Here is an 18,402-nt window from a genome sequence, read left to right on the forward strand (position 1 = left end):
TGGTTGTGATTCGCTGACGACGTTGACTGCGAGGCTGTTCACTACGTGAATGGCCATGTTTGCCATTTCCATGAGGTATTACTACGAGAACCATTACCACGAGAACTGCTACTACGTGAACTGTTGTTACCACGTGAACTGTTACGTCCGTTTTGGATTGGCTCTGCCTTGATAGAAGGATCTGGCTCATAACCCGAAATAGCAATGCGTGGAATCTCTCGCTTCAATAAACGCTCAATATCCTTCAGGAGCTTATGTTCATCGACGCATACCAGCGATATCGCCTGCCCGGTAGCATCTGCACGCCCGGTACGGCCAATCCGATGGACATAATCTTCAGCAACATTTGGCAACTCATAGTTGACGACATGTGGCAATTGGTCAATATCCAGTCCACGGGCAGCAATATCCGTTGCGACCAACGCGCGGATTTGGCCTGTCTTGAAATCAGCCAACGCACGGGTTCTTGCTCCCTGACTCTTGTTACCGTGGATCGCCGCAGCCGTCACACCATCTTTATTCAATTGTTCCGCCAGCCGGTTTGCACCATGTTTGGTACGCGTAAATACCAACACCTGCTGCCAGTTCTGGCTGCCTATCATGTAAGAGAGCAATTCTCCCTTGCGTTTTTTGTCTACAAAATGGACTGACTGATCAATCTGTTCAGAGGCTGAATTACGCCGTGCGACTTCTACGCTGACTGGCTCTTTCAGCAATTTATTGGCAAGGCTCTTGATTTCATCAGAGAACGTTGCAGAGAAGAGGAGGTTTTGGCGTTTCGCTGGCAGTTTGTTCAACACACGACGAATATCGTGAATAAAGCCCATGTCCAACATGCGATCAGCTTCATCCAAAATCAGAATTTCAACGCGGGAAAGATCCACTGCATTCTGATGCTCCAAATCCAGCAAGCGCCCCGGTGTTGCGACCAGAATATCCACGCCACCACGCAACTTCATCATCTGCGGGTTAATGCTGACACCGCCGAACACAACAAACGAACGTAATCCGAGATATTTGCTGTAATTACGTACATTTTCGCCTACCTGAGCCGCCAACTCTCGAGTCGGAGTTAAAATCAACGCTCTGATCGGACGGCGACCTTTTGCTTGAGCAGGGGATTCGCTCAAAAGTTGCAGGATAGGCAAAGTAAACCCTGCCGTTTTTCCTGTACCTGTCTGGGCACTAGCCAGCAGATCTTTACCGGATAACACAACAGGAATAGCCTGCTGCTGAATAGGGGTAGGTTCCGCGTAGCCTTGTTCTTCAACGGCACGCAAAATATCAGCCTTCAGGCCGAGTGACTCAAAATTCATAAATAAGAAATACTCCAGACTTCACCATGCCTGATATCAATTCAGGGGCAGTTTTATGGGAAGAAAACAGACGCGATAAAACGCAAGGAAATTACACAAACTGCAATGCACCACAATAATTAGGGTGGGATTATAACAGATATGTCTTTCCACGCAGACCTAAAGAGACCAATAAATCAAACTAAAATTGACTGCCCCCCCTTTAACCAAGGAAAGTTAGCAAAAACTGAAAGATTATTTTTTATCGGTGTCTATTAAAAAGACAATTTGTATCAACTTTACATCGATTTACTTTAGCTTTAAAGTTAATCATACGATTGATATATTCTTCGGTACTCCCGAAAGCGCTTTGTAACAGGAAATATTTTAACATGGCAGCGAAGAAGGCTCAGACATTACGAGGCGAACAAGCCAAACAACAACTTCTGGAAGCAGCAATAGAAATTTTTGGCAAATCAGGTCTGGATGGTGCGACTACCCGCAACATTGCCCAACACGCACAGCAAAATATCGCAGCTATCGCATACTATTTCGGTTCCAAAGAAGGTTTATACCTCGCAGTCGTGCAACATATTGCCGATAAGCTAAAATCAGAGTTTACCCCTCTTATTGAAGCCATTGATCATTTTTTTGCTAAGACAACGAAACCCTATCAAAAAGACCAAATATTGGCATTTATTCATCAGGGAATGGTGAGCTATAACCGCCTGATTTTCGAGAAAAGTAGTATCAATATCAGCCGGATCATGTCCCATGAACAATTGACGCCAACAGAGGCTTACAGTGTCATGCATGAACAGGGATTGGCCCCAATTTATTCTCGCTTGAATAAACTCATCGCCAATTATATCGGTGCCAATGAACACCAAATTTCAACCCAGATCCATACCCATGCCTTATTGGGTGAGATCCTCTCTTTCCGTCTGGCTAGGGAAGCCTTATTGCGCCAAACCGGATGGGACAATATTGGCACCAAAGAATACGAATTAATCAATCAGGTTTTATCTCAGCACATCAATTTATTGCTTGATGGTTTAAGAAAAAAATCAAGAATACATACCCAATAGCTCTTAAGCAATGGCGTAACCAACGAAGCCACCACTTGAAAGATAGCGGGTATAAATTGAACAAGGCATAAGGGATGGTATGAACAGTAAAAAGTTTGCTCTTGCCCTATTGGCACTTATTGTTGTTATCAGTGCTATTGTCGGTATCTACTATTATCAGGAACAAAATAGCAGAGAGTTAACCCTATATGGCAATGTTGATGTCAGGACGGTTAACCTCAGTTTTCGGGTTGCAGGTAAACTGGCTGATCTACAGGCAGATGAAGGTGATGCCATAACCGTGGGCCAAATGATTGGTCGTCTTGATGATGCCCCTTTTATTAATGCCTTGAATCAAGCCAAAGCGGCTCGTGATGTCGCTTTGGCAAATCTTGCCAAAGCGGAAGCGGGTTATCGCAGCGAAGAAATCGCCCAGGTACGGGCAGAAGTCAAACAAAAAGAGTCAGCATTCCGTTTTGCCGATAGTTTCCTAAAACGCCAGCAAGGCCTGTGGCAAAGCAAAACCATCTCAGCCAATGATCTGGAAAATGCCAGAACCGGACGCAATCAGGCACTGGCGGCTTATCAGGCAGCAAAAGATAAATTGCGTCAATTCGAAACAGGTTATCGCACAGAAGAAATTGCGGCGGCAAAAGCCCAACTGACTCAGGCAGAAGCGGCCGTAGCACAAGCTGAACTCAATCTAAAAGATACTCAACTCACTTCTCCATCGGCAGGGATGATCCTGACCAGAGCCATTGAGCCAGGCACCATGCTGACGGCGGGCAACACTGTTTTTACCCTGTCACTGACTAATCCCGTTTGGATCAGGGCATATATTGATGAACCCAACCTCAATCAGGCTATTGCCGGACGCGAAGTCTTGATTTATACCGATGGCCGGAAAAACCAGCCCTATCATGGCAAAATCGGTTTTGTTTCCCCTACCGCCGAGTTTACCCCCAAAAATGTCGAAACACCTGATTTAAGAACGGACTTAGTTTATCGCCTGCGCATTATTGTCCTTGATCCCGATGAGGGGCTGAAACAAGGCATGCCTGTTACCTTACGTTTTGTCGACTCAAATTTAACTGAAGCAAATAAGTAAGGCGATAACATGACCAGTTCAGCCTATACGATAAAACTGAACGGTGTGGAGAAAACTTTTCCCGGATTAGACGTTCCTGCTGTCTCGCACCTACAAGCAGAAATTCAGGGCGGATCAGTGACGGGTCTTGTCGGTCCAGATGGGGCCGGAAAAACCACACTAATAAGAATGTTGGCCGGATTATTGCGGCCGGATAGCGGCAATATTGAAATCATGGGGCTTGATCCCATCAAAGATAGTGTTCAAGTCCGTTCTGAACTCGGTTACATGCCGCAGAAATTTGGTTTGTATGAAGATTTAACCGTCATGGAAAATCTGACTTTATATGCCGATCTCCGTGGTGTACTTGGCGAGGAACGCAAAACAACATTTCAGAAGCTACTGACTTTCACGGACTTAACCCGTTTTACCGGACGGTTAGCAGGGAAATTGTCCGGTGGCATGAAACAAAAACTGGGGCTTGCTTGTACGTTATTAGGTAACCCGAAGGTTTTGCTACTGGATGAACCCGGCGTAGGCGTTGATCCCATCGCTCGCCGTGAGTTATGGCAAATGGTTCATGAACTCGCTTCTGACGGCATGTTGATCTTATGGAGCACCTCTTATCTGGATGAAGCCGAGTTATGTCGTGATGTTTTGTTGATGAACCGCGGTGAGCTGCTCTATCGCGGCCAGCCACAAGACTTAACCCGCAAGATTGCGGGTCGATCTTTTTTGCTTGATGTCAAACAAGATGCACGGCGTAAAATGCTGCAACATGCCCTCACCTTGCCCCAAGTGACTGATGGTGTGATTCAAGGGAAATATATTCGCCTGATCTTAAAAAAAGACGCTGACAAAAACGAATTGATTCAACAAACAGGATTACCTGCGACCAATCTCTTTGATGCCGAACCCCGTTTCGAGGATGCATTTATCGATTTATTGGGTGGTGGCCCATCCCACCGTTCCGAATTGGCGGAGATAATGCCTCAAATCCCGCCCAATCCAACAGAAACCGTAATTGAAGCCTGTAGCCTGACTAAAAAATTTGGCGATTTTGCGGCTACTGACCATGTGAATTTTCAGGTGAAGCGCGGGGAAATATTTGGTTTATTGGGACCAAATGGTGCCGGAAAATCGACTACCTTCAAAATGATGTGTGGTTTGATGATCCCCTCTTCAGGCAAAGCATTAGTTCTGGATATGGATTTAAAAGTCAGTTCAGGCAAGGCTCGCCAGCGCCTTGGCTATATGGCGCAAAAATTCTCACTTTATGGCAACCTGACGGTTGAGCAAAATCTCAAGTTTTTCTCTGGTGTTTACGGCCTGAAAGGGCGCCATCAACAAGAAAAAATGTCCGGCATGATCCACGCTTTCAATCTTGAACCCATCCTGCATCAAAAGACTGACAGCCTTCCGCTCGGATTTAAGCAACGGCTTGCCCTTTCCTGCGCATTGATGCACGAACCTGATATTCTGTTTTTGGATGAACCGACTTCAGGTGTTGACCCACTGACCCGCCGCGAATTTTGGCTACATATTAATGGCATGGTGGACAAAGGGGTAACAGTGATGGTCACCACCCACTTTATGGAGGAAGCAGAATATTGTGATCGTATCGGGTTGGTATATCGAGGTAAATTGATTGCCGCCGGAACGCCTGATGAATTGAAACAATTGGTCGCCACGGGCGAACTCCCTAACCCTTCTATGGAAGATGCTTTTATCGATCTGGTGCTGAACTACGATAAGGAGCCGCAATGAGTCATCCTGAACAGGCAATTCCCCAGAAGGCGGTCAGTTTCTCATGGCGTCGACTAAAAGCCCTCTGTATCAAGGAAACTAAGCAGATTGTCCGTGATCCCAGCAGTGCGTTAATTGCCGTGGTTATTCCGTTGATGTTACTCTTTATTTTTGGTTACGGCATTAATCTGGACTCCAGCAAACTTCGCCTCGGTATTTTAATGGAGCAGCAGAGCGAAGACGCCAGAGAATTAGTGCATGTATTGACGGGATCACCCTATATTGATGCCACCATCAGCGACAACCGCCCACTCTTAATCAAAAAAATGCAGGAAAACCAAATCCGCGGCATTATCGTCATCCCGGTCAACTTTGATACCCAGCTTGCCCGCGCAGACAGCCATGCCCCGATTCAGGTGATTACTGATGGCAGTGAACCCAACACCGCCAATTTTGTGCAGGGCTATGCCAAAGGTATCTGGCAAACCTGGTTACAACAACGAGGGCAAGATCACGGGGTTTCAACGACTCCCTTGATAGATACACAAATCCGCTATTGGTTTAATCCCGCCGCTATCAGCCAGCACTTCCTTATTCCCGGTGCCGTCTCAATTATCATGACCGTAGTAGGCGCAATTCTTACCTCACTGGTGGTCGCCCGTGAATGGGAACGCGGAACCATGGAAGCCCTGCTTTCAACTCAGGTTACCCGCACCGAATTGCTGCTCGCCAAATTGTTGCCTTATCAAATGCTGGGGTCTTTTGTCATGGTACTCTGCATGCTATTTACGGTGTTTGTGCTGGGGGTTCCTTATCGTGGCTCACTCTGGATACTGGCGTTAGTCTCCAGCCTTTATCTCGCTACCGCTTTGGGTATGGGATTATTGATTTCCACCCTGACCCGTAATCAGTTCAATGCGGCGATGATTTCTCTCAATGCGGCGTTTTTGCCTGCCATTATGTTATCTGGTTTTGTCTTTGAGATAGAGAGTATGCCTGTGCTTATTCAGGCTTCAACTTATGTCATACCTGCCCGTTACTTTGTCAGTAGCCTACAGACACTCTTTCTGGCTGGGAATATCGGCACGGTATTGGTTACGAACCTGCTCCTGCTGATTGCCAGTTCCATCGTCTTTATTGGCCTGACCGCATGGAAAACGCGTCGACATCTGGATTAAAAAGGAAAGAGCATGTTTTATCGTCTGTATACACTCATCATGAAAGAGTTGCAGTCTCTTCTGAGAGAGCCACAAACACGAAACATTCTGATTTTGACGGTGATTATACAAATGATCCTGTTTCCGTGGGCAGCAACGCTGGAAGTCAAAAACGCCACGATTGCCATTTATAATGAGGACAAAGGACAGGCATCGATTGAATTAACCCAACGGCTGGCAAAATCGAAAGCATTTCCTGATGTTCTTTTGCTAACCAGCTCACAACAGATCCGTCCTACGCTGGATAACCGTAAGGCTCTATTGCTGGTACGCTTTCCACAAAATTTCAGCGCTGCTCTCGCCAGCCAAACACCAACTTCAATTCAAGTCTTACTAGATGGACGTAATTCAAACAGTGCTCAAATCGCTGCCAACTATATCCAACAAATTGTGATGGATTACCAGAAACAGCTATTGGGAAATGCCCCTAATTTCAATAACAGCGAACTCATTGTGCGTAACTGGTATAACGCCAATTTGGATTATAAATGGTTCGTCGTGCCGTCATTGGTTGCCATGATTACTACGATTGGGGTTCTCATTGTCACAGCGTTGTCAGTCGCCCGTGAGCGGGAACAAGGAACGCTGGATCAGTTGCTGGTTTCGCCACTGGCGACCTGGCAAATTTTCCTTGGCAAGGCTATTCCGGCATTGGTTGTAGCGACGATGCAAGCAAGCATTGTTTTGCTGATTGGCACGCTGTTCTATCAAATTCCTTTCGCGGGTTCATTGCTGCTATTTTATGCCTGTATGTTGATTTATGGATTGTCCCTGGTGGGTTTCGGTTTGCTGATTTCTGCTGTCTGTTCCACCCAGCAACAAGCGTTTATTGGTGTCTTTGTGTTTATGATGCCCGCTATTCTGCTTTCTGGTTATATCTCTCCGGTCGAGAATATGCCCGTTTGGTTACAAAACATCACCTGGATTAACCCAATCCGCCATTTTACCGACATCACCAAGCAGATTTATTTGAAAGGGGCTGATTTATCCGTTATTTGGCCAAATTTATGGCCTTTATTGGTGATCACGGCAACGACCGGAGGGATCGCTTATCGGCTGTTTCGGAGTAAGATTGCCTGATAAATTTAACTGGCTCAGATAGCAGGGTTAGTTTTGAAACATCAACTGTCTTTAAGAAAGGCCATGCTATATTGAAAAAACCCTGACAAAGCAGGGTTTTTGTATCAAAAAATAATTCAATATATCAGTGACTATCGGCGGTCACCCAAAATACGCAGCAGCATTAAGAACAGGTTAATGAAGTCCAGATACAGAGTCAGTGCGCCCGTGATCGAATATCTGCGCAGGTTTTCTTTATCGTTAACATCCAGTTGTTCACCTATTTCTTTCAGTTTTTGGGTATCGTATGCCGTCAAACCTGCAAAAATCACAACACCGATATAGGTGATTGCCCACATCAATGCCGAACTTTTCAGCCAGATGTTTAACAAAGAAGCCAGAACGATCCCGATTAGCCCCATGAACAGGAAACTACCCAAACCACTCAGGCTACGCTTGGTGGTATAACCATAAACGCTCAATGCACCAAACATACCCGCTGAAACGACAAATGTGCTGGCAATAGAGCTACTGGTATAAGCCATAAAGATACTGGAAAGTGTCAAACCTGTTAGCATGGAGTACAGCATAAACAGCCCTGTCGCCAATGCCCCACTCATTTTATGAACCAAACCAGACAGCACAAAGACTAATGCAAGCTGTGCGATGATTAAGCCATAGAAAACAATGGAACTACTGAAAATGGCGGATAAAATTTCATGGGTATTTGCCACATACCATGCAACAAATGCGGTTAACAGCAAGCCACAAGTCATCCAACCGTAGACTTGTGCCATGTATGTTTGTATACCAGAACCAGTTTTCTGGACAATCGAATCATTAGAACGTTGATATCGATCCATGATGATTACCTTTTCATGACAATGTTGAGAGGTTAAGAATGTTTAAAAATAAACAATCTATTCAAAAGTTATACATTAGCATAGAACATTAATAAAACCATCCGCCAATTAATGGCAATTTCAGTGACATATTATTTATTTGTCTAGTTTTCGAGATAGACCGTAGAACGATCTACCAAACGCTGTTTTTCCAGCGACTTGCCGCATCCTGGTCACTTTGTCTTGCCTCAACCCAGCGTTCGCCCTCTACAAGCGACTCCTTTTTCCAGAATGGGGCTTGAGTCTTTAGATAATCCATGATGAATTCAGCCGCCATAAAAGCCATATTGCGGTGAGAGCTGGTGACACCAACAAATACAATCGCATCCCCTGGATATAATTCACCAATGCGGTGAATAATGCTGACGCGTTGCAAAGGCCAACGTTGGCGGGCTTCGTCAACAATTTTTTGCAACATCTTTTCTGTCATGCCAGCATAATGCTCCAATGTCAGTGCCTTAACACTATATCCCAAGTTATGGTTGCGAACTTTTCCGGTAAAAGTCACAACAGCGCCATCTTCATCACATTGCGAAAGCCATTGATATTCTTCCCCAACACTGAATGTCTCCTGTTGGACACTGATCCGCGTATTTTCCATTTTTATCCTCCTGTAACCGGCGGGAAAAAAGCCACTTCATCACCCTCCTTCAAAGCATGTTCGGCATGGACAACCGATTGATTTACGGCAGACAACACCTTGCCTGCTTCCAGTGCCAGTGCCCATCGTTCTCCCTTTTCAGTCAGGGCATGACGAAGATGTGTTACAGTTGGATAATCATCAGGCAGTTCAAGTGAATCCGTTCCCACCAGCTCGCGAACTTGAGCAAAAAACAGTACCTTTATCATGCCTCCACCTTAAAATTTCCAGATTTACCACCACTTTTTTCTAGCAAACGCACAGGTCCGATGGCCATATCTTTTTGTACCGCTTTGCACATGTCATAAATGGTCAAAGCAGCCACGGATACCGCTGTCAAAGCTTCCATCTCTACACCTGTTTTCCCCGTCAAACGGCAGCAGGATTCAATTCTGACTCGGTTGTGCTCTGTTTGTGCTTCCAATTGAACTTCCACTTTACTCAGCAGCAGCGGATGGCAAAGCGGGATCAATTCCCACGTCCGTTTTGCCGCCTGAATACCGGCAATACGGGCGGTCGCAAACACATCCCCTTTGTGGTGATCACCCGCAATAATCATGGCCAAGGTTTCAGCCTGCATTTCAACAAAGGCTTCTGCCCGTGCTTCACACACTGTTTCTGATTTGGCCGAAATATCCACCATATGGGCTTCACCCGACGTATTGAGATGGGTTAATTGAGACATTTAATGCTCCTAAAAAACGGCTTTAGAAAAATAAATCTGGCAGCCAAACTAACCGCCAATAAAAGAAAGATTCGGGGTGATCCCGCTGTCCCCTTGATGTAAAAAGTGAGTTTCCCGCTTATGACGTAATCCACCTTGAATACGGAGTTTCAGAGCATCCAGTGATGCGTCATCAGACAATAAATCACGCAATGGGATGCCCTGTTCACCAAACAAGCACAAGTGAAGATTGCCAATTGCGGATACTCTCAGGCGATTGCAGCTTTGGCAAAAATCTTTTTCATACGGCATGATGAGGCCAATTTCTCCCTGATAATCGGGATGACGAAAAACTTGAGCCGGCCCATCACTGCGTGCACGTTGCTGTTGCTGCCACCCTTGTTGTAACAGTTGGCGGCGGATCACGTTTCCTGAAAGGTGATGACGATGAAAAATGTCGCTGCCTTCTCCCGTTTCCATCAGTTCAATAAAACGCAATTGGATAGGACGATGTTTAATCCAATCAAGAAAGGCAGGCAGGTTGGTATCATTCACATTCTTCATCAGCACGGCATTAACTTTAACCGTATTGAACCCTGCTTCAAAAGCCGCATCCATACCACGCATGATCTGGAAAAATTTATCTTGCCCGGTAATGGCGTAAAACTGGCGGGGATCCAAACTATCAATACTCACGTTAATCGCTGTCAGGCCAGCCGATTTCCATTGTGAGATATCTCTCTCCATACGGTAACCGTTAGTTGTGACTGCAATTTTTTTGATTTGTGGATTTTCATGAACCGCTGCAATGATGTCGCAGAAATCACGGCGCATGGTGGGTTCTCCTCCTGTCAGGCGGATTTTTTCTGTGCCAAGTTCAGCAAATGCCCGGCTAATACGACGAATTTCTGGCAGGGAAAGGAATGATTTATGGCCGTGAGGCCGATATCCATCGGGCAGACAATAGGTGCAACGGAAGTTACACACATCAGTAATAGACAATCTCAAGTAATAGAACTTGCGCGAGAATGCATCTACAAGTTGTTCCACAATAACACCTTCCAAGTACGGGAGATGCCGGCATTTCTACCTGGCATCCTGGTGACTCAGGGGCCACGGCCAGAGTATCATATCAATGTGATATCCATTTGATAAAACAGCGACTTAGACACAGAGGCTAGGAGTTAATATCAGTTAAATTTTATATGAATACCCAAAAAAAAGCTAATTCCTGATTCGATATATATCTTATTATACAACGAGTTAACTAATCGCGATAACATCAGCTCCCGACGGTATTTCCAGGCTGTCATTCGCAATCATTGCATAAAATCACATCAATTTCTGAAAGCATTATATTTTGTGATAAATTACATGCGATTTATTAGAGCCACTACGTTTAGCCAGTAACAGGAATCCTATGCGAAATCGCACATTAGCTGATTTGGATCGCGTTGTCGCCCTCGGCGGCGGTCATGGACTTGGACGCGTTATGTCTTCCCTTTCTTCCCTCGGAGCACGCCTGACAGGCATTGTCACGACAACGGACAATGGGGGGTCAACCGGCAGAATACGACGCTCGGAAGGCGGGATTGCGTGGGGAGATATGCGCAATTGCCTCAATCAGTTAATCACGGAACCGACTATTGCTTCTGCCATGTTTGAATATCGGTTCAGTGGCAATGGCGAATTATCTGGGCACAATTTAGGCAACCTGATGTTGAAAGCGCTGGATCATTTAAGTGTCCGTCCTCTTGAGGCGATTAACCTGCTCCGCAATCTACTGAAAGTCAATGCACAGTTGATTCCGATGTCAGAGCAGTCGGTTGATTTAATGGCTGTCGATGATCAAGGCAATACTGTGTATGGTGAAGTGAATATTGATCAGCTCAATTGTGTACCACGGGAGTTATTGCTTTACCCTCACGTTAATGCCACTAAAGAAGCACTGGATGCCATTGAGCAGGCCGATTTGATTTTGATTGGCCCGGGCAGTTTTTTCACCAGCCTGATGCCATTGTTGCTATTGGAAGATTTGACGCAATCCTTGCGGCGCAGTAATGCAAACATGATTTATATCGGTAACTTAGGAAAAGAACTCAGCCACGCCGCTGCCAGTCTATCGTTAAAAGATAAACTTACCATCATGGAAAATAAGATAGGCCGCAAAATGATCAATGCGCTTATTGTCGGCCCGCGTACCGATATCAGCCCTTTCAGTGATCACATTGTGACACAACAGGTTTTGGAAGCGCAGGATATCCCTTACCGCCACGACCGTGAACTATTGCGTCAGGCAATTGAACATACCCTGCAAAAATTGGGGTAGATTTATTGATCTGGTTAAAGTTTAACTATCTATAAAATGGAGTTAGTGCTATTCAAATTCATGGAGAACCTCTCCACTCTAAAATTGCAATTCCATATATGACCAATTGACCAGTACTATAGCTCCTTCAAAAACAATTTTCAGGAATTAGTAATAAATTGCGCCCGCAATGCCTGAACCTGGTCACGAATATTAGCAGCTTGTTCAAATTCAAGATCCCGTGCATGGTGGTACATTTTCTCTTCCAGTTCACGGATTTTTTTCTCCAACTCTTTCGCTGACAGGTTGCGGTAATCATCTGTACCCAAGGTAACTTTACTTTTTCCTTTGGCCTTCCCTTTGCCATTAACCGGTTGACCAATTTTCAGGATGTCTCCAATTTTTTTCTTTAAACCTTGCGGTACGATACCGTGTTCTTGGTTAAATGCCTGCTGTTTGGCTCGACGGCGTTCCGTTTCTTCAATAGCTCTTGCCATCGAATCTGTAATTTTGTCACCATATAAAATTGCCTTACCATGCAAGTTACGTGCTGCACGACCGATGGTCTGGATCAGGGAACGTTCTGAACGAAGGAAACCTTCTTTATCTGCGTCCAAAATTGCCACAAGGGAAACCTCCGGCATATCCAGGCCTTCACGCAATAAGTTAATCCCTACCAAAACATCAAATTCACCGAGACGAAGATCACGGATAATTTCCACCCGCTCTACGGTATCAATGTCGGAATGGAGATAACGCACTCGCTCGCCATGCTCTTCCAAATACTCAGTTAAGTCCTCTGCCATCCGTTTGGTTAAAGTTGTGACCAGCACACGCTCATTTTTTGCTGCACGGACACGGATTTCAGACAGCAGATCATCCACCTGGGTTGCCACAGGACGGACTTCAATTTCTGGGTCAATCAACCCCGTTGGACGCACAACTTGTTCAACAACTTCATGGCCTGATTTTTCCAATTCATATTTACCGGGAGTAGCTGAAACGTAAATAGTCTGCGGTGCCAAGGCCTCGAATTCCTCAAACTGCAATGGACGGTTATCCAGCGCTGACGGCAAACGGAAGCCATATTCCACCAAAGTTTCCTTGCGGGAGCGATCCCCTCGGTACATCCCGCCAATTTGTGGGATAGTCACGTGGGATTCATCCACCACCAGCAAACCCTCTGCCGGCAGGTAGTCAAACAGCGTTGGAGGTGGTTCACCGGCAGAACGTCCAGACAGATAACGGGAGTAGTTTTCAATACCAGAGCAGTAGCCCAATTCATTCATCATTTCGAGATCGAACTGGGTCCGCTGGGTGACACGCTGCTCTTCCAATAACTTGCCTGACGCCAACAGGATCTTACGCCGTTGTTCCAACTCAATCTTGATTTCCTCCATCGCCTGAAGGATACGTTCACGCGGTGTAACATAGTGGGTCTTGGGATAGATGGTATAGCGCGGCACATGGTATTCTACCTGTCCCGTCAGCGGATCAAACAGGGAAAGGCGTTCGACTTCATCATCAAACAATTCTACGCGCAAAGCGCGCTCATCCGACTCTGCGGGGAAAATATCAATGACTTCACCACGTACCCGAAATGTTCCGCGCTGAAATGCTTGATCATTGCGGGTATATTGCAGTTCCGCTAAACGACGCAAGATGGCACGCTGGTCAATTAACATGCCTTCAGTTAAATGAAGCATCATTTTCAAATAACTATCAGGATCACCTAAACCGTAAATCGCAGAAACAGAAGCCACCACAACGACATCACGGCGTTCCAGCAAGGCTTTCGTTGCGGACAGACGCATCTGTTCAATATGTTCATTCACTGAAGCATCTTTTTCGATAAAGGTATCGGAACTGGGCACATAGGCTTCTGGTTGGTAATAATCGTAATAAGAAACAAAATACTCCACTGCATTCTCAGGGAAAAACGCTTTCATTTCGCTATAAAGCTGTGCTGCCAATGTCTTATTGGGCGCAAGGATCATGGTGGGTCGATTTAAGTTTGCGATAACGTTGGCAATCGTGAAAGTTTTACCCGATCCCGTTACGCCCAGAAGTGTTTGATGGGCTAGCCCATCTTCCAGCCCTTCCTGTAACTGCCTGATGGCCGATGGCTGATCGCCTGCCGGCTTAAAATCAGAATGTAACTTAAATTCCTTATTTGTTTCTTTACTCATTTTCCCCACGCCACCCATACATCGACAAGATTCTTTTTATCATACTGGATAAAAAACCAGCTTCAAGTAAGTTGGCAAAATAATGTTATTGCCCGGATGTTATTAATCTTATGGTATTAACCTTTGTTTAACATCAAGGATGACTATTTTTATCCCCAGATAACGATCTGGCTTTTTTCTATTTTCGTATTAACGACTGAAATGATAAGGCACGGAATAGCAAAGAGATGCAAAAAGGAATTGATTTTATTTAACGTTTTGATTTTGATTATAAAAAAATCCAAGTAGAGAATAACAGCAAATCTGGCGCAAGCCGCGTGCTGCCTTGCACGAGGATACTTTTCTAAAACTAATACACAAGGTTATCCACAGGAATAGTGGATAACTCAGCAAAACCTATTGAGCATGGGCAGTTGCAGAGTTATCCCCACTGATAAATTTTTTCAATAGTGGAATATTTTTATGCTGCTTTGAGATTGATTCACGCTATTTGTTGATCAAAAATGGCTCAATCGTTGTTGAAGTAAAACATCTTCTACGCAAGAACAGCGATTAAAGAACCGCAGTAAGCAACAATTCTAGCTAACCCACAGTAAACAATTAGTTAACCAAATAATCAATAGTCATATATTTTCCTATGTGATTTTTATCACATGATTCACTCAGATGAGGAATAATTCCCAGTAAAGGTGCAGGGATCATGCGCTCCAGTGTCTCCAGATAGGCCGCCTGACGTTTGCCGGCTGGCTCAATTTCATTGGCAACCCAGCCTGCCAGTTTTAGCCCCGCATACTGAATAGCCTTTGCGGTTAATACCGCATGGTTGATACAACCCAATTTAACACCGACGGTTAAAATTACCGGCAAATTCTCCTGAATCACCCAATCAGCAAAAGTCGTATTTTCCGATAAGGGCGTGTACCATCCTCCTGCGCCCTCAATCAAAATCCAGTCAGATTTTTTTGCCAGTGCTGCCAAGCCCTTTGATAAAACGGAAAAATCGATTGGCTGATTAAGTTCCGTACTCACAATGTGTGGCGATGTCGGTTCCACAAATGCCAGCGGATTCACTTCCTGATAAGTGAGTGGCACCGTACTATTACGCTGCAAGGCCAATGCATCACCATTACGTATTCCTTCAGTCGTCACTTCACTGCCAGATGCCACGGGTTTATAACCCGCAGTTTGATACCCTTGCTGATTAGCCGCTTGCAGCAAAGCACAACTCACCACAGTTTTACCTACTTCGGTATCGGTTCCTGTCAGAAAATATTTATTTGTCACAATAAATAACTCCAAAAGCAATTTGATAGCTTAATGGGTACTCCCCATTGTTCCGTGGATATGCTTCTGCAAGGGTATTTAGACGTTTTCTTGTCATTAATCCCTGCTGGCGACCGTGATGAAGATGTGTTGCACCGATCCCTTTTAGCGAATTCAGCAAGGGCAACAGCTGTGGATAGCGTTGGTAATATTGCCGGTGAAGCATTTTATGTCGATAGGGCTGGCATGCCTGGGTAATTGTTTGCAGTGGCAGAAAGTGATTAATATGCCGATAATCATCCACCCGCGCCCACGCGGTTGCCAACTCATTCAGCGAACCCTGAACCAATGTGGAAAACACGACCAGTCCACCAGAACGGGTAACACGATAGAATTCGCGCAATGCACATGGCAAATCATTACACCATTGTACCGCCAGATTACTGAAACAAAGGTCAACACTGTTATCCGCTAACCCCAGATGTTCGATATCCCCTTGCAAATAATAATCAGCAACTTGCTGCCCTTTTGCATGTCCCAACATACCGGAAGCCAGATCCAGTGCGATAACTTGTTTACCCTGCTGTTTCCAACGAGTACTAAAAAAACCGGTTCCGCACCCCGCATCCAATACCCGTGTACCGATATCTTCCGCTTGTGCCAACTCCATCAAATACTCACCGGTTTGCTGTTGCAATTTAGCTACAGTGTCATACCTAGCAGCCGCACGTCCAAAAGCACCGGCAATCGCTTGCTTGTCAACGGATTTAACAACCAGATCCATGCAACGCCTCCAGTAATGCCTCAATATCGTGCCGTGTATGGTTTGCGGTCAATGTAATACGCAATCGTGCACTGTCAGGGGGAACCGTGGGTGGAAGTATCGCTTTAACCCACACTTTTTTTTGCTTAAGCCCATGAGACAGTGCGGTACAACACGCATTATCACCAACAATTAACGGCTGGATGACCGTTTCTGAATTCATCAAGGCAAAAGGCAGATGCTGTGCTTCGCGGCGAAAGTAACGAATGTTGTCTCGCAACCGCTGACGCAATTCATCCCCAGCCTTAACTTGCCGTACTGCTTCGGAAAGTGCCATTGCCTGTGCAGGGGGCATTGAGGTACTGTAAATCAGATGCCGGGCATATTGGAGCAGGTATTCTGCGGTTTGCTCATCACATAAAATTGCGGCGCCACTCAATCCAAATGCTTTACCAAAGGTGACAATCAGAATCTCCGGTTTAACTTTTTGCATCCAGCAACTGCCGCGCCCTTCATCACCATGAATACCGATGCCGTGAGCATCATCCACCATCAGCCAACTTGCCGTAGATTTCGCTTGCTGCGCAATAGCGTCAAGTGGGGCACAATCGCCATCCATGCTAAAAACACCTTCCGTTATCACCAGCGTTTTACCGAGACATGCTTTTGCCAAATGTTGCTGCAAAGATCCGATATCATTGTGCAGAAAACGTCGAAGTTGTGCGGGAGAGTGCATTGCTGCTTCGAGCAACGACGCATGGCTCAGGCGATCGGCAATAATGCGATCTTCCCTTGCCATCAACGCCGCAATCACGCCTTGATTAGCGGTATAGCCGGAAATGAAAAGCAAAGCACGAGAGTATCCCAGCCACTCAGCCAATTGTTGTTCCAGAGTATGATGGGCAGCAGTGTAGCCCGTAACATGCCCTGAACCACCACTGCCCACACCATATTGCTGGGCACCTTGTTGCCAGGCAGCAATAATCAAGGGATGTTGGCTCAACCCAAGGTAATCGTTACTGGAAAAATTAAGATATTGGCCATCCGAAGTGGATAATAAACATCCATCAGATCCGTGATGGACTTGCCTGTTACGCCATAGCGGAGTGTCCTGACGTTCGGCCAAACGTCGGGAGAAAAAGTCTGACCAGCTCATCATATTGCCGCATTATAGAATTGTTCGTTATCCGCATTATGAATAATGGCTTCCGTCAAATTCTGCTGTTGTTGATTGTCACCAAATATCGTTTTTGTCTGTTGAGGATTGATGCCCAAACGGCGGAACAGTTGCAGATCTTTATCTTCATCCGGGTTTGGTGTCGTCAACAATTTACAGCCGTAGAAAATGGAGTTAGCTCCTGCCATAAAGCACATGGCCTGGGTTTGTTCATTCATCTGTTCACGCCCTGCGGATAAACGGACATGAGATTTTGGCATCATGATCCGCGCCACCGCAATAGTACGAATAAAGTCAAAAGGATCGACATCCTCATTATCTGCCAGTGGCGTTCCTTTTACTTTTACCAGCATATTGATCGGTACGCTTTCCGGCGGCTTCGGTAAACTAGCCAATTGCACCAATAATGCTGCCCGATCACGAATTTGCTCGCCCAAACCAACGATACCGCCGGAACAAACTTTAATCCCCGCATTTCGGACATTACCCAAAGTCTCCAATCTGTCCTGATAACGGCGAGTGGTGATGATATTGCCGTAAAATTCTGGCGAGGTGTCCAAGTTATGGTTGTAATAATCCAGACCCGCCTCTGCCAGACGCTGTGCCTGAGAGGGGTTCAGCATGCCTAGCGTCATGCAGGTTTCCATCCCTAGCTCTTTGACTTCCCTGACCATTTTCTCCAAATACGGCATATCACGTTCATGAGGGTTTTTCCAGGCTGCCCCCATACAGAAACGGGTTGAACCGGCATTTTTCGCTTTGCGTGCTGATTCAATGACTTTTTCCACTTCCATCAACCGCTCTTTTTCCAGACCCGTTTTATAGCGGGAACTTTGTGGACAGTATTTACAGTCTTCTGGGCAAGCCCCCGTCTTTATCGAAAGCAGGGTACTGACCTGTACTTGTTGTGGATCAAAATGTTCACGGTGTATCTGTTGTGCCTGAAATAATAATTCAAAAAAAGGCTTATCAAACAGCTCTTGTGCTTGTTTGACTGTCCATTGTTGACGTTCGCTCACAATAAC

At 45.6% G+C, this 18,402-nt stretch carries 17 protein-coding genes and 1 riboswitch; of the genes, 6 read left to right on the plus strand and 11 right to left on the minus strand.

Annotated elements, in window-relative coordinates; all coding sequences use genetic code 11:
• Window positions 1-41 precede the first annotated feature (41 nt).
• Entirely contained in the window at window positions 42-1,316 is a 1,275-nt protein-coding gene (gene rhlE / locus ACSJJG_RS12460; protein WP_481089561.1) for an ATP-dependent RNA helicase RhlE, read from the minus strand.
• A 371-nt stretch (window positions 1,317-1,687) separates the two neighbouring features.
• Here rhlE and ACSJJG_RS12465 point away from each other — a divergent pair, with 371 nt between their 5' ends.
• The 5 genes from ACSJJG_RS12465 (at window position 1,688) to ACSJJG_RS12485 (ending at window position 7,492) form a co-directional block, all read left to right on the plus strand.
• Complete coding sequence (locus ACSJJG_RS12465) at window positions 1,688-2,383, plus strand: transcriptional regulator (protein WP_481089562.1); 696 nt, start codon at window positions 1,688-1,690, stop codon at window positions 2,381-2,383.
• 79 nt (window positions 2,384-2,462) lie between these two features.
• Window positions 2,463-3,470, plus strand: a complete 1,008-nt coding sequence (gene hlyD / locus ACSJJG_RS12470; protein ID WP_481089563.1) for a secretion protein HlyD — start codon at window positions 2,463-2,465, stop codon at window positions 3,468-3,470.
• Window positions 3,471-3,479: 9 nt separating this feature from the next.
• Window positions 3,480-5,216: an ATP-binding cassette domain-containing protein gene (locus ACSJJG_RS12475; protein WP_481089564.1), complete on the plus strand. Its 1,737-nt coding sequence runs from the start codon at window positions 3,480-3,482 to the stop codon at window positions 5,214-5,216.
• The gene (locus ACSJJG_RS12480; protein ID WP_481089565.1) at window positions 5,213-6,373 is read left to right on the plus strand and encodes an ABC transporter permease; all 1,161 of its coding nucleotides are present in this window, start codon (window positions 5,213-5,215) and stop codon (window positions 6,371-6,373) included. The genes ACSJJG_RS12475 and ACSJJG_RS12480 overlap by 4 nt, the downstream gene beginning before the upstream one ends.
• 12 nt (window positions 6,374-6,385) lie before the next feature.
• Window positions 6,386-7,492, plus strand: coding sequence for an ABC transporter permease (locus ACSJJG_RS12485; protein WP_481089566.1), 1,107 nt, complete (start codon window positions 6,386-6,388; stop codon window positions 7,490-7,492).
• A gap of 131 nt (window positions 7,493-7,623) precedes the next feature.
• On the opposite strand, the gene ACSJJG_RS12490 is transcribed toward ACSJJG_RS12485, so the two are convergent.
• The 5 genes from ACSJJG_RS12490 to moaA form a co-directional block, all read right to left on the minus strand.
• Window positions 7,624-8,334 carry a Bax inhibitor-1/YccA family protein gene (locus ACSJJG_RS12490; RefSeq protein WP_481089567.1) on the minus strand — a complete coding sequence of 237 codons (711 nt, stop codon included), beginning with the start codon at window positions 8,332-8,334 and terminating at the stop codon, window positions 7,624-7,626.
• A gap of 172 nt (window positions 8,335-8,506) precedes the next feature.
• The gene (gene moaE, locus ACSJJG_RS12495) at window positions 8,507-8,974 is read right to left on the minus strand and encodes a molybdopterin synthase catalytic subunit MoaE (protein ID WP_481089568.1); all 468 of its coding nucleotides are present in this window, start codon (window positions 8,972-8,974) and stop codon (window positions 8,507-8,509) included.
• Window positions 8,975-8,976: 2 nt separating this feature from the next.
• On the minus strand, window positions 8,977-9,222 hold the full coding sequence (gene moaD / locus ACSJJG_RS12500) for a molybdopterin synthase sulfur carrier subunit (RefSeq protein ID WP_481089569.1): 246 nt from the start codon (window positions 9,220-9,222) through the stop codon (window positions 8,977-8,979).
• Window positions 9,219-9,698: a cyclic pyranopterin monophosphate synthase MoaC gene (gene moaC, locus ACSJJG_RS12505; RefSeq protein WP_481089570.1), complete on the minus strand. Its 480-nt coding sequence runs from the start codon at window positions 9,696-9,698 to the stop codon at window positions 9,219-9,221. Before moaC ends, moaD begins: the two co-directional genes overlap by 4 nt.
• Before the next feature lie 48 nt (window positions 9,699-9,746).
• Window positions 9,747-10,727 carry a GTP 3',8-cyclase MoaA gene (moaA, locus tag ACSJJG_RS12510; RefSeq protein ID WP_481089571.1) on the minus strand — a complete coding sequence of 327 codons (981 nt, stop codon included), beginning with the start codon at window positions 10,725-10,727 and terminating at the stop codon, window positions 9,747-9,749.
• Window positions 10,717-10,873, minus strand: a riboswitch (molybdenum cofactor riboswitch). Its footprint overlaps the gene before it by 11 nt.
• A gap of 224 nt (window positions 10,874-11,097) precedes the next feature.
• Here moaA and yvcK point away from each other — a divergent pair.
• On the plus strand, window positions 11,098-12,006 hold the full coding sequence (gene yvcK, locus ACSJJG_RS12515; protein WP_481089572.1) for a uridine diphosphate-N-acetylglucosamine-binding protein YvcK: 909 nt from the start codon (window positions 11,098-11,100) through the stop codon (window positions 12,004-12,006).
• A 140-nt stretch (window positions 12,007-12,146) separates the two neighbouring features.
• Here the strand turns inward: yvcK and uvrB are convergent, their stop codons facing one another.
• From uvrB to bioB, 5 genes are all read right to left on the minus strand, one after another.
• The gene (uvrB, locus tag ACSJJG_RS12520) at window positions 12,147-14,174 is read right to left on the minus strand and encodes an excinuclease ABC subunit UvrB (RefSeq protein ID WP_481089573.1); all 2,028 of its coding nucleotides are present in this window, start codon (window positions 14,172-14,174) and stop codon (window positions 12,147-12,149) included.
• A 600-nt stretch (window positions 14,175-14,774) separates the two neighbouring features.
• Entirely contained in the window at window positions 14,775-15,458 is a 684-nt protein-coding gene (gene bioD, locus ACSJJG_RS12525) for a dethiobiotin synthase (RefSeq protein WP_481089574.1), read from the minus strand.
• Window positions 15,448-16,221 carry a malonyl-ACP O-methyltransferase BioC gene (gene bioC, locus ACSJJG_RS12530; protein WP_481089575.1) on the minus strand — a complete coding sequence of 258 codons (774 nt, stop codon included), beginning with the start codon at window positions 16,219-16,221 and terminating at the stop codon, window positions 15,448-15,450. The genes bioD and bioC overlap by 11 nt, the downstream gene beginning before the upstream one ends.
• A complete protein-coding gene (gene bioF / locus ACSJJG_RS12535; protein WP_481090436.1) occupies window positions 16,205-17,356 on the minus strand; it encodes an 8-amino-7-oxononanoate synthase in 1,152 nt (383 codons plus the stop codon). The genes bioC and bioF overlap by 17 nt, the downstream gene beginning before the upstream one ends.
• Window positions 17,356-18,396 carry a biotin synthase BioB gene (gene bioB, locus ACSJJG_RS12540; RefSeq protein WP_481089576.1) on the minus strand — a complete coding sequence of 347 codons (1,041 nt, stop codon included), beginning with the start codon at window positions 18,394-18,396 and terminating at the stop codon, window positions 17,356-17,358. Before bioB ends, bioF begins: the two co-directional genes overlap by 1 nt.
• Between the last annotated feature and the right edge of the window lie 6 nt (window positions 18,397-18,402).

It is taken from the genome of Xenorhabdus sp. SGI 60, assembly GCF_056632175.1.

Excerpts from the sequence above, each read along its gene's own strand:
- rhlE (WP_481089561.1), bottom strand. The coding sequence starts at position 1,316 with ATGAATTTTGAGTCACTCGGCCTGAAGGCTGATATTTTGCGTGCCGTT.
- ACSJJG_RS12465 (WP_481089562.1), top strand. The coding sequence starts at position 1,688 with ATGGCAGCGAAGAAGGCTCAGACATTACGAGGCGAACAAGCCAAACAA.
- hlyD (WP_481089563.1), top strand. The coding sequence starts at position 2,463 with ATGAACAGTAAAAAGTTTGCTCTTGCCCTATTGGCACTTATTGTTGTT.
- ACSJJG_RS12475 (WP_481089564.1), top strand. The coding sequence starts at position 3,480 with ATGACCAGTTCAGCCTATACGATAAAACTGAACGGTGTGGAGAAAACT.
- ACSJJG_RS12480 (WP_481089565.1), top strand. The coding sequence starts at position 5,213 with ATGAGTCATCCTGAACAGGCAATTCCCCAGAAGGCGGTCAGTTTCTCA.
- ACSJJG_RS12485 (WP_481089566.1), top strand. The coding sequence starts at position 6,386 with ATGTTTTATCGTCTGTATACACTCATCATGAAAGAGTTGCAGTCTCTT.
- ACSJJG_RS12490 (WP_481089567.1), bottom strand. The coding sequence starts at position 8,334 with ATGGATCGATATCAACGTTCTAATGATTCGATTGTCCAGAAAACTGGT.
- moaE (WP_481089568.1), bottom strand. The coding sequence starts at position 8,974 with ATGGAAAATACGCGGATCAGTGTCCAACAGGAGACATTCAGTGTTGGG.
- moaD (WP_481089569.1), bottom strand. The coding sequence starts at position 9,222 with ATGATAAAGGTACTGTTTTTTGCTCAAGTTCGCGAGCTGGTGGGAACG.
- moaC (WP_481089570.1), bottom strand. The coding sequence starts at position 9,698 with ATGTCTCAATTAACCCATCTCAATACGTCGGGTGAAGCCCATATGGTG.
- yvcK (WP_481089572.1), top strand. The coding sequence starts at position 11,098 with ATGCGAAATCGCACATTAGCTGATTTGGATCGCGTTGTCGCCCTCGGC.
- uvrB (WP_481089573.1), bottom strand. The coding sequence starts at position 14,174 with ATGAGTAAAGAAACAAATAAGGAATTTAAGTTACATTCTGATTTTAAG.
- bioC (WP_481089575.1), bottom strand. The coding sequence starts at position 16,221 with ATGGATCTGGTTGTTAAATCCGTTGACAAGCAAGCGATTGCCGGTGCT.
- bioF (WP_481090436.1), bottom strand. The coding sequence starts at position 17,356 with ATGAGCTGGTCAGACTTTTTCTCCCGACGTTTGGCCGAACGTCAGGAC.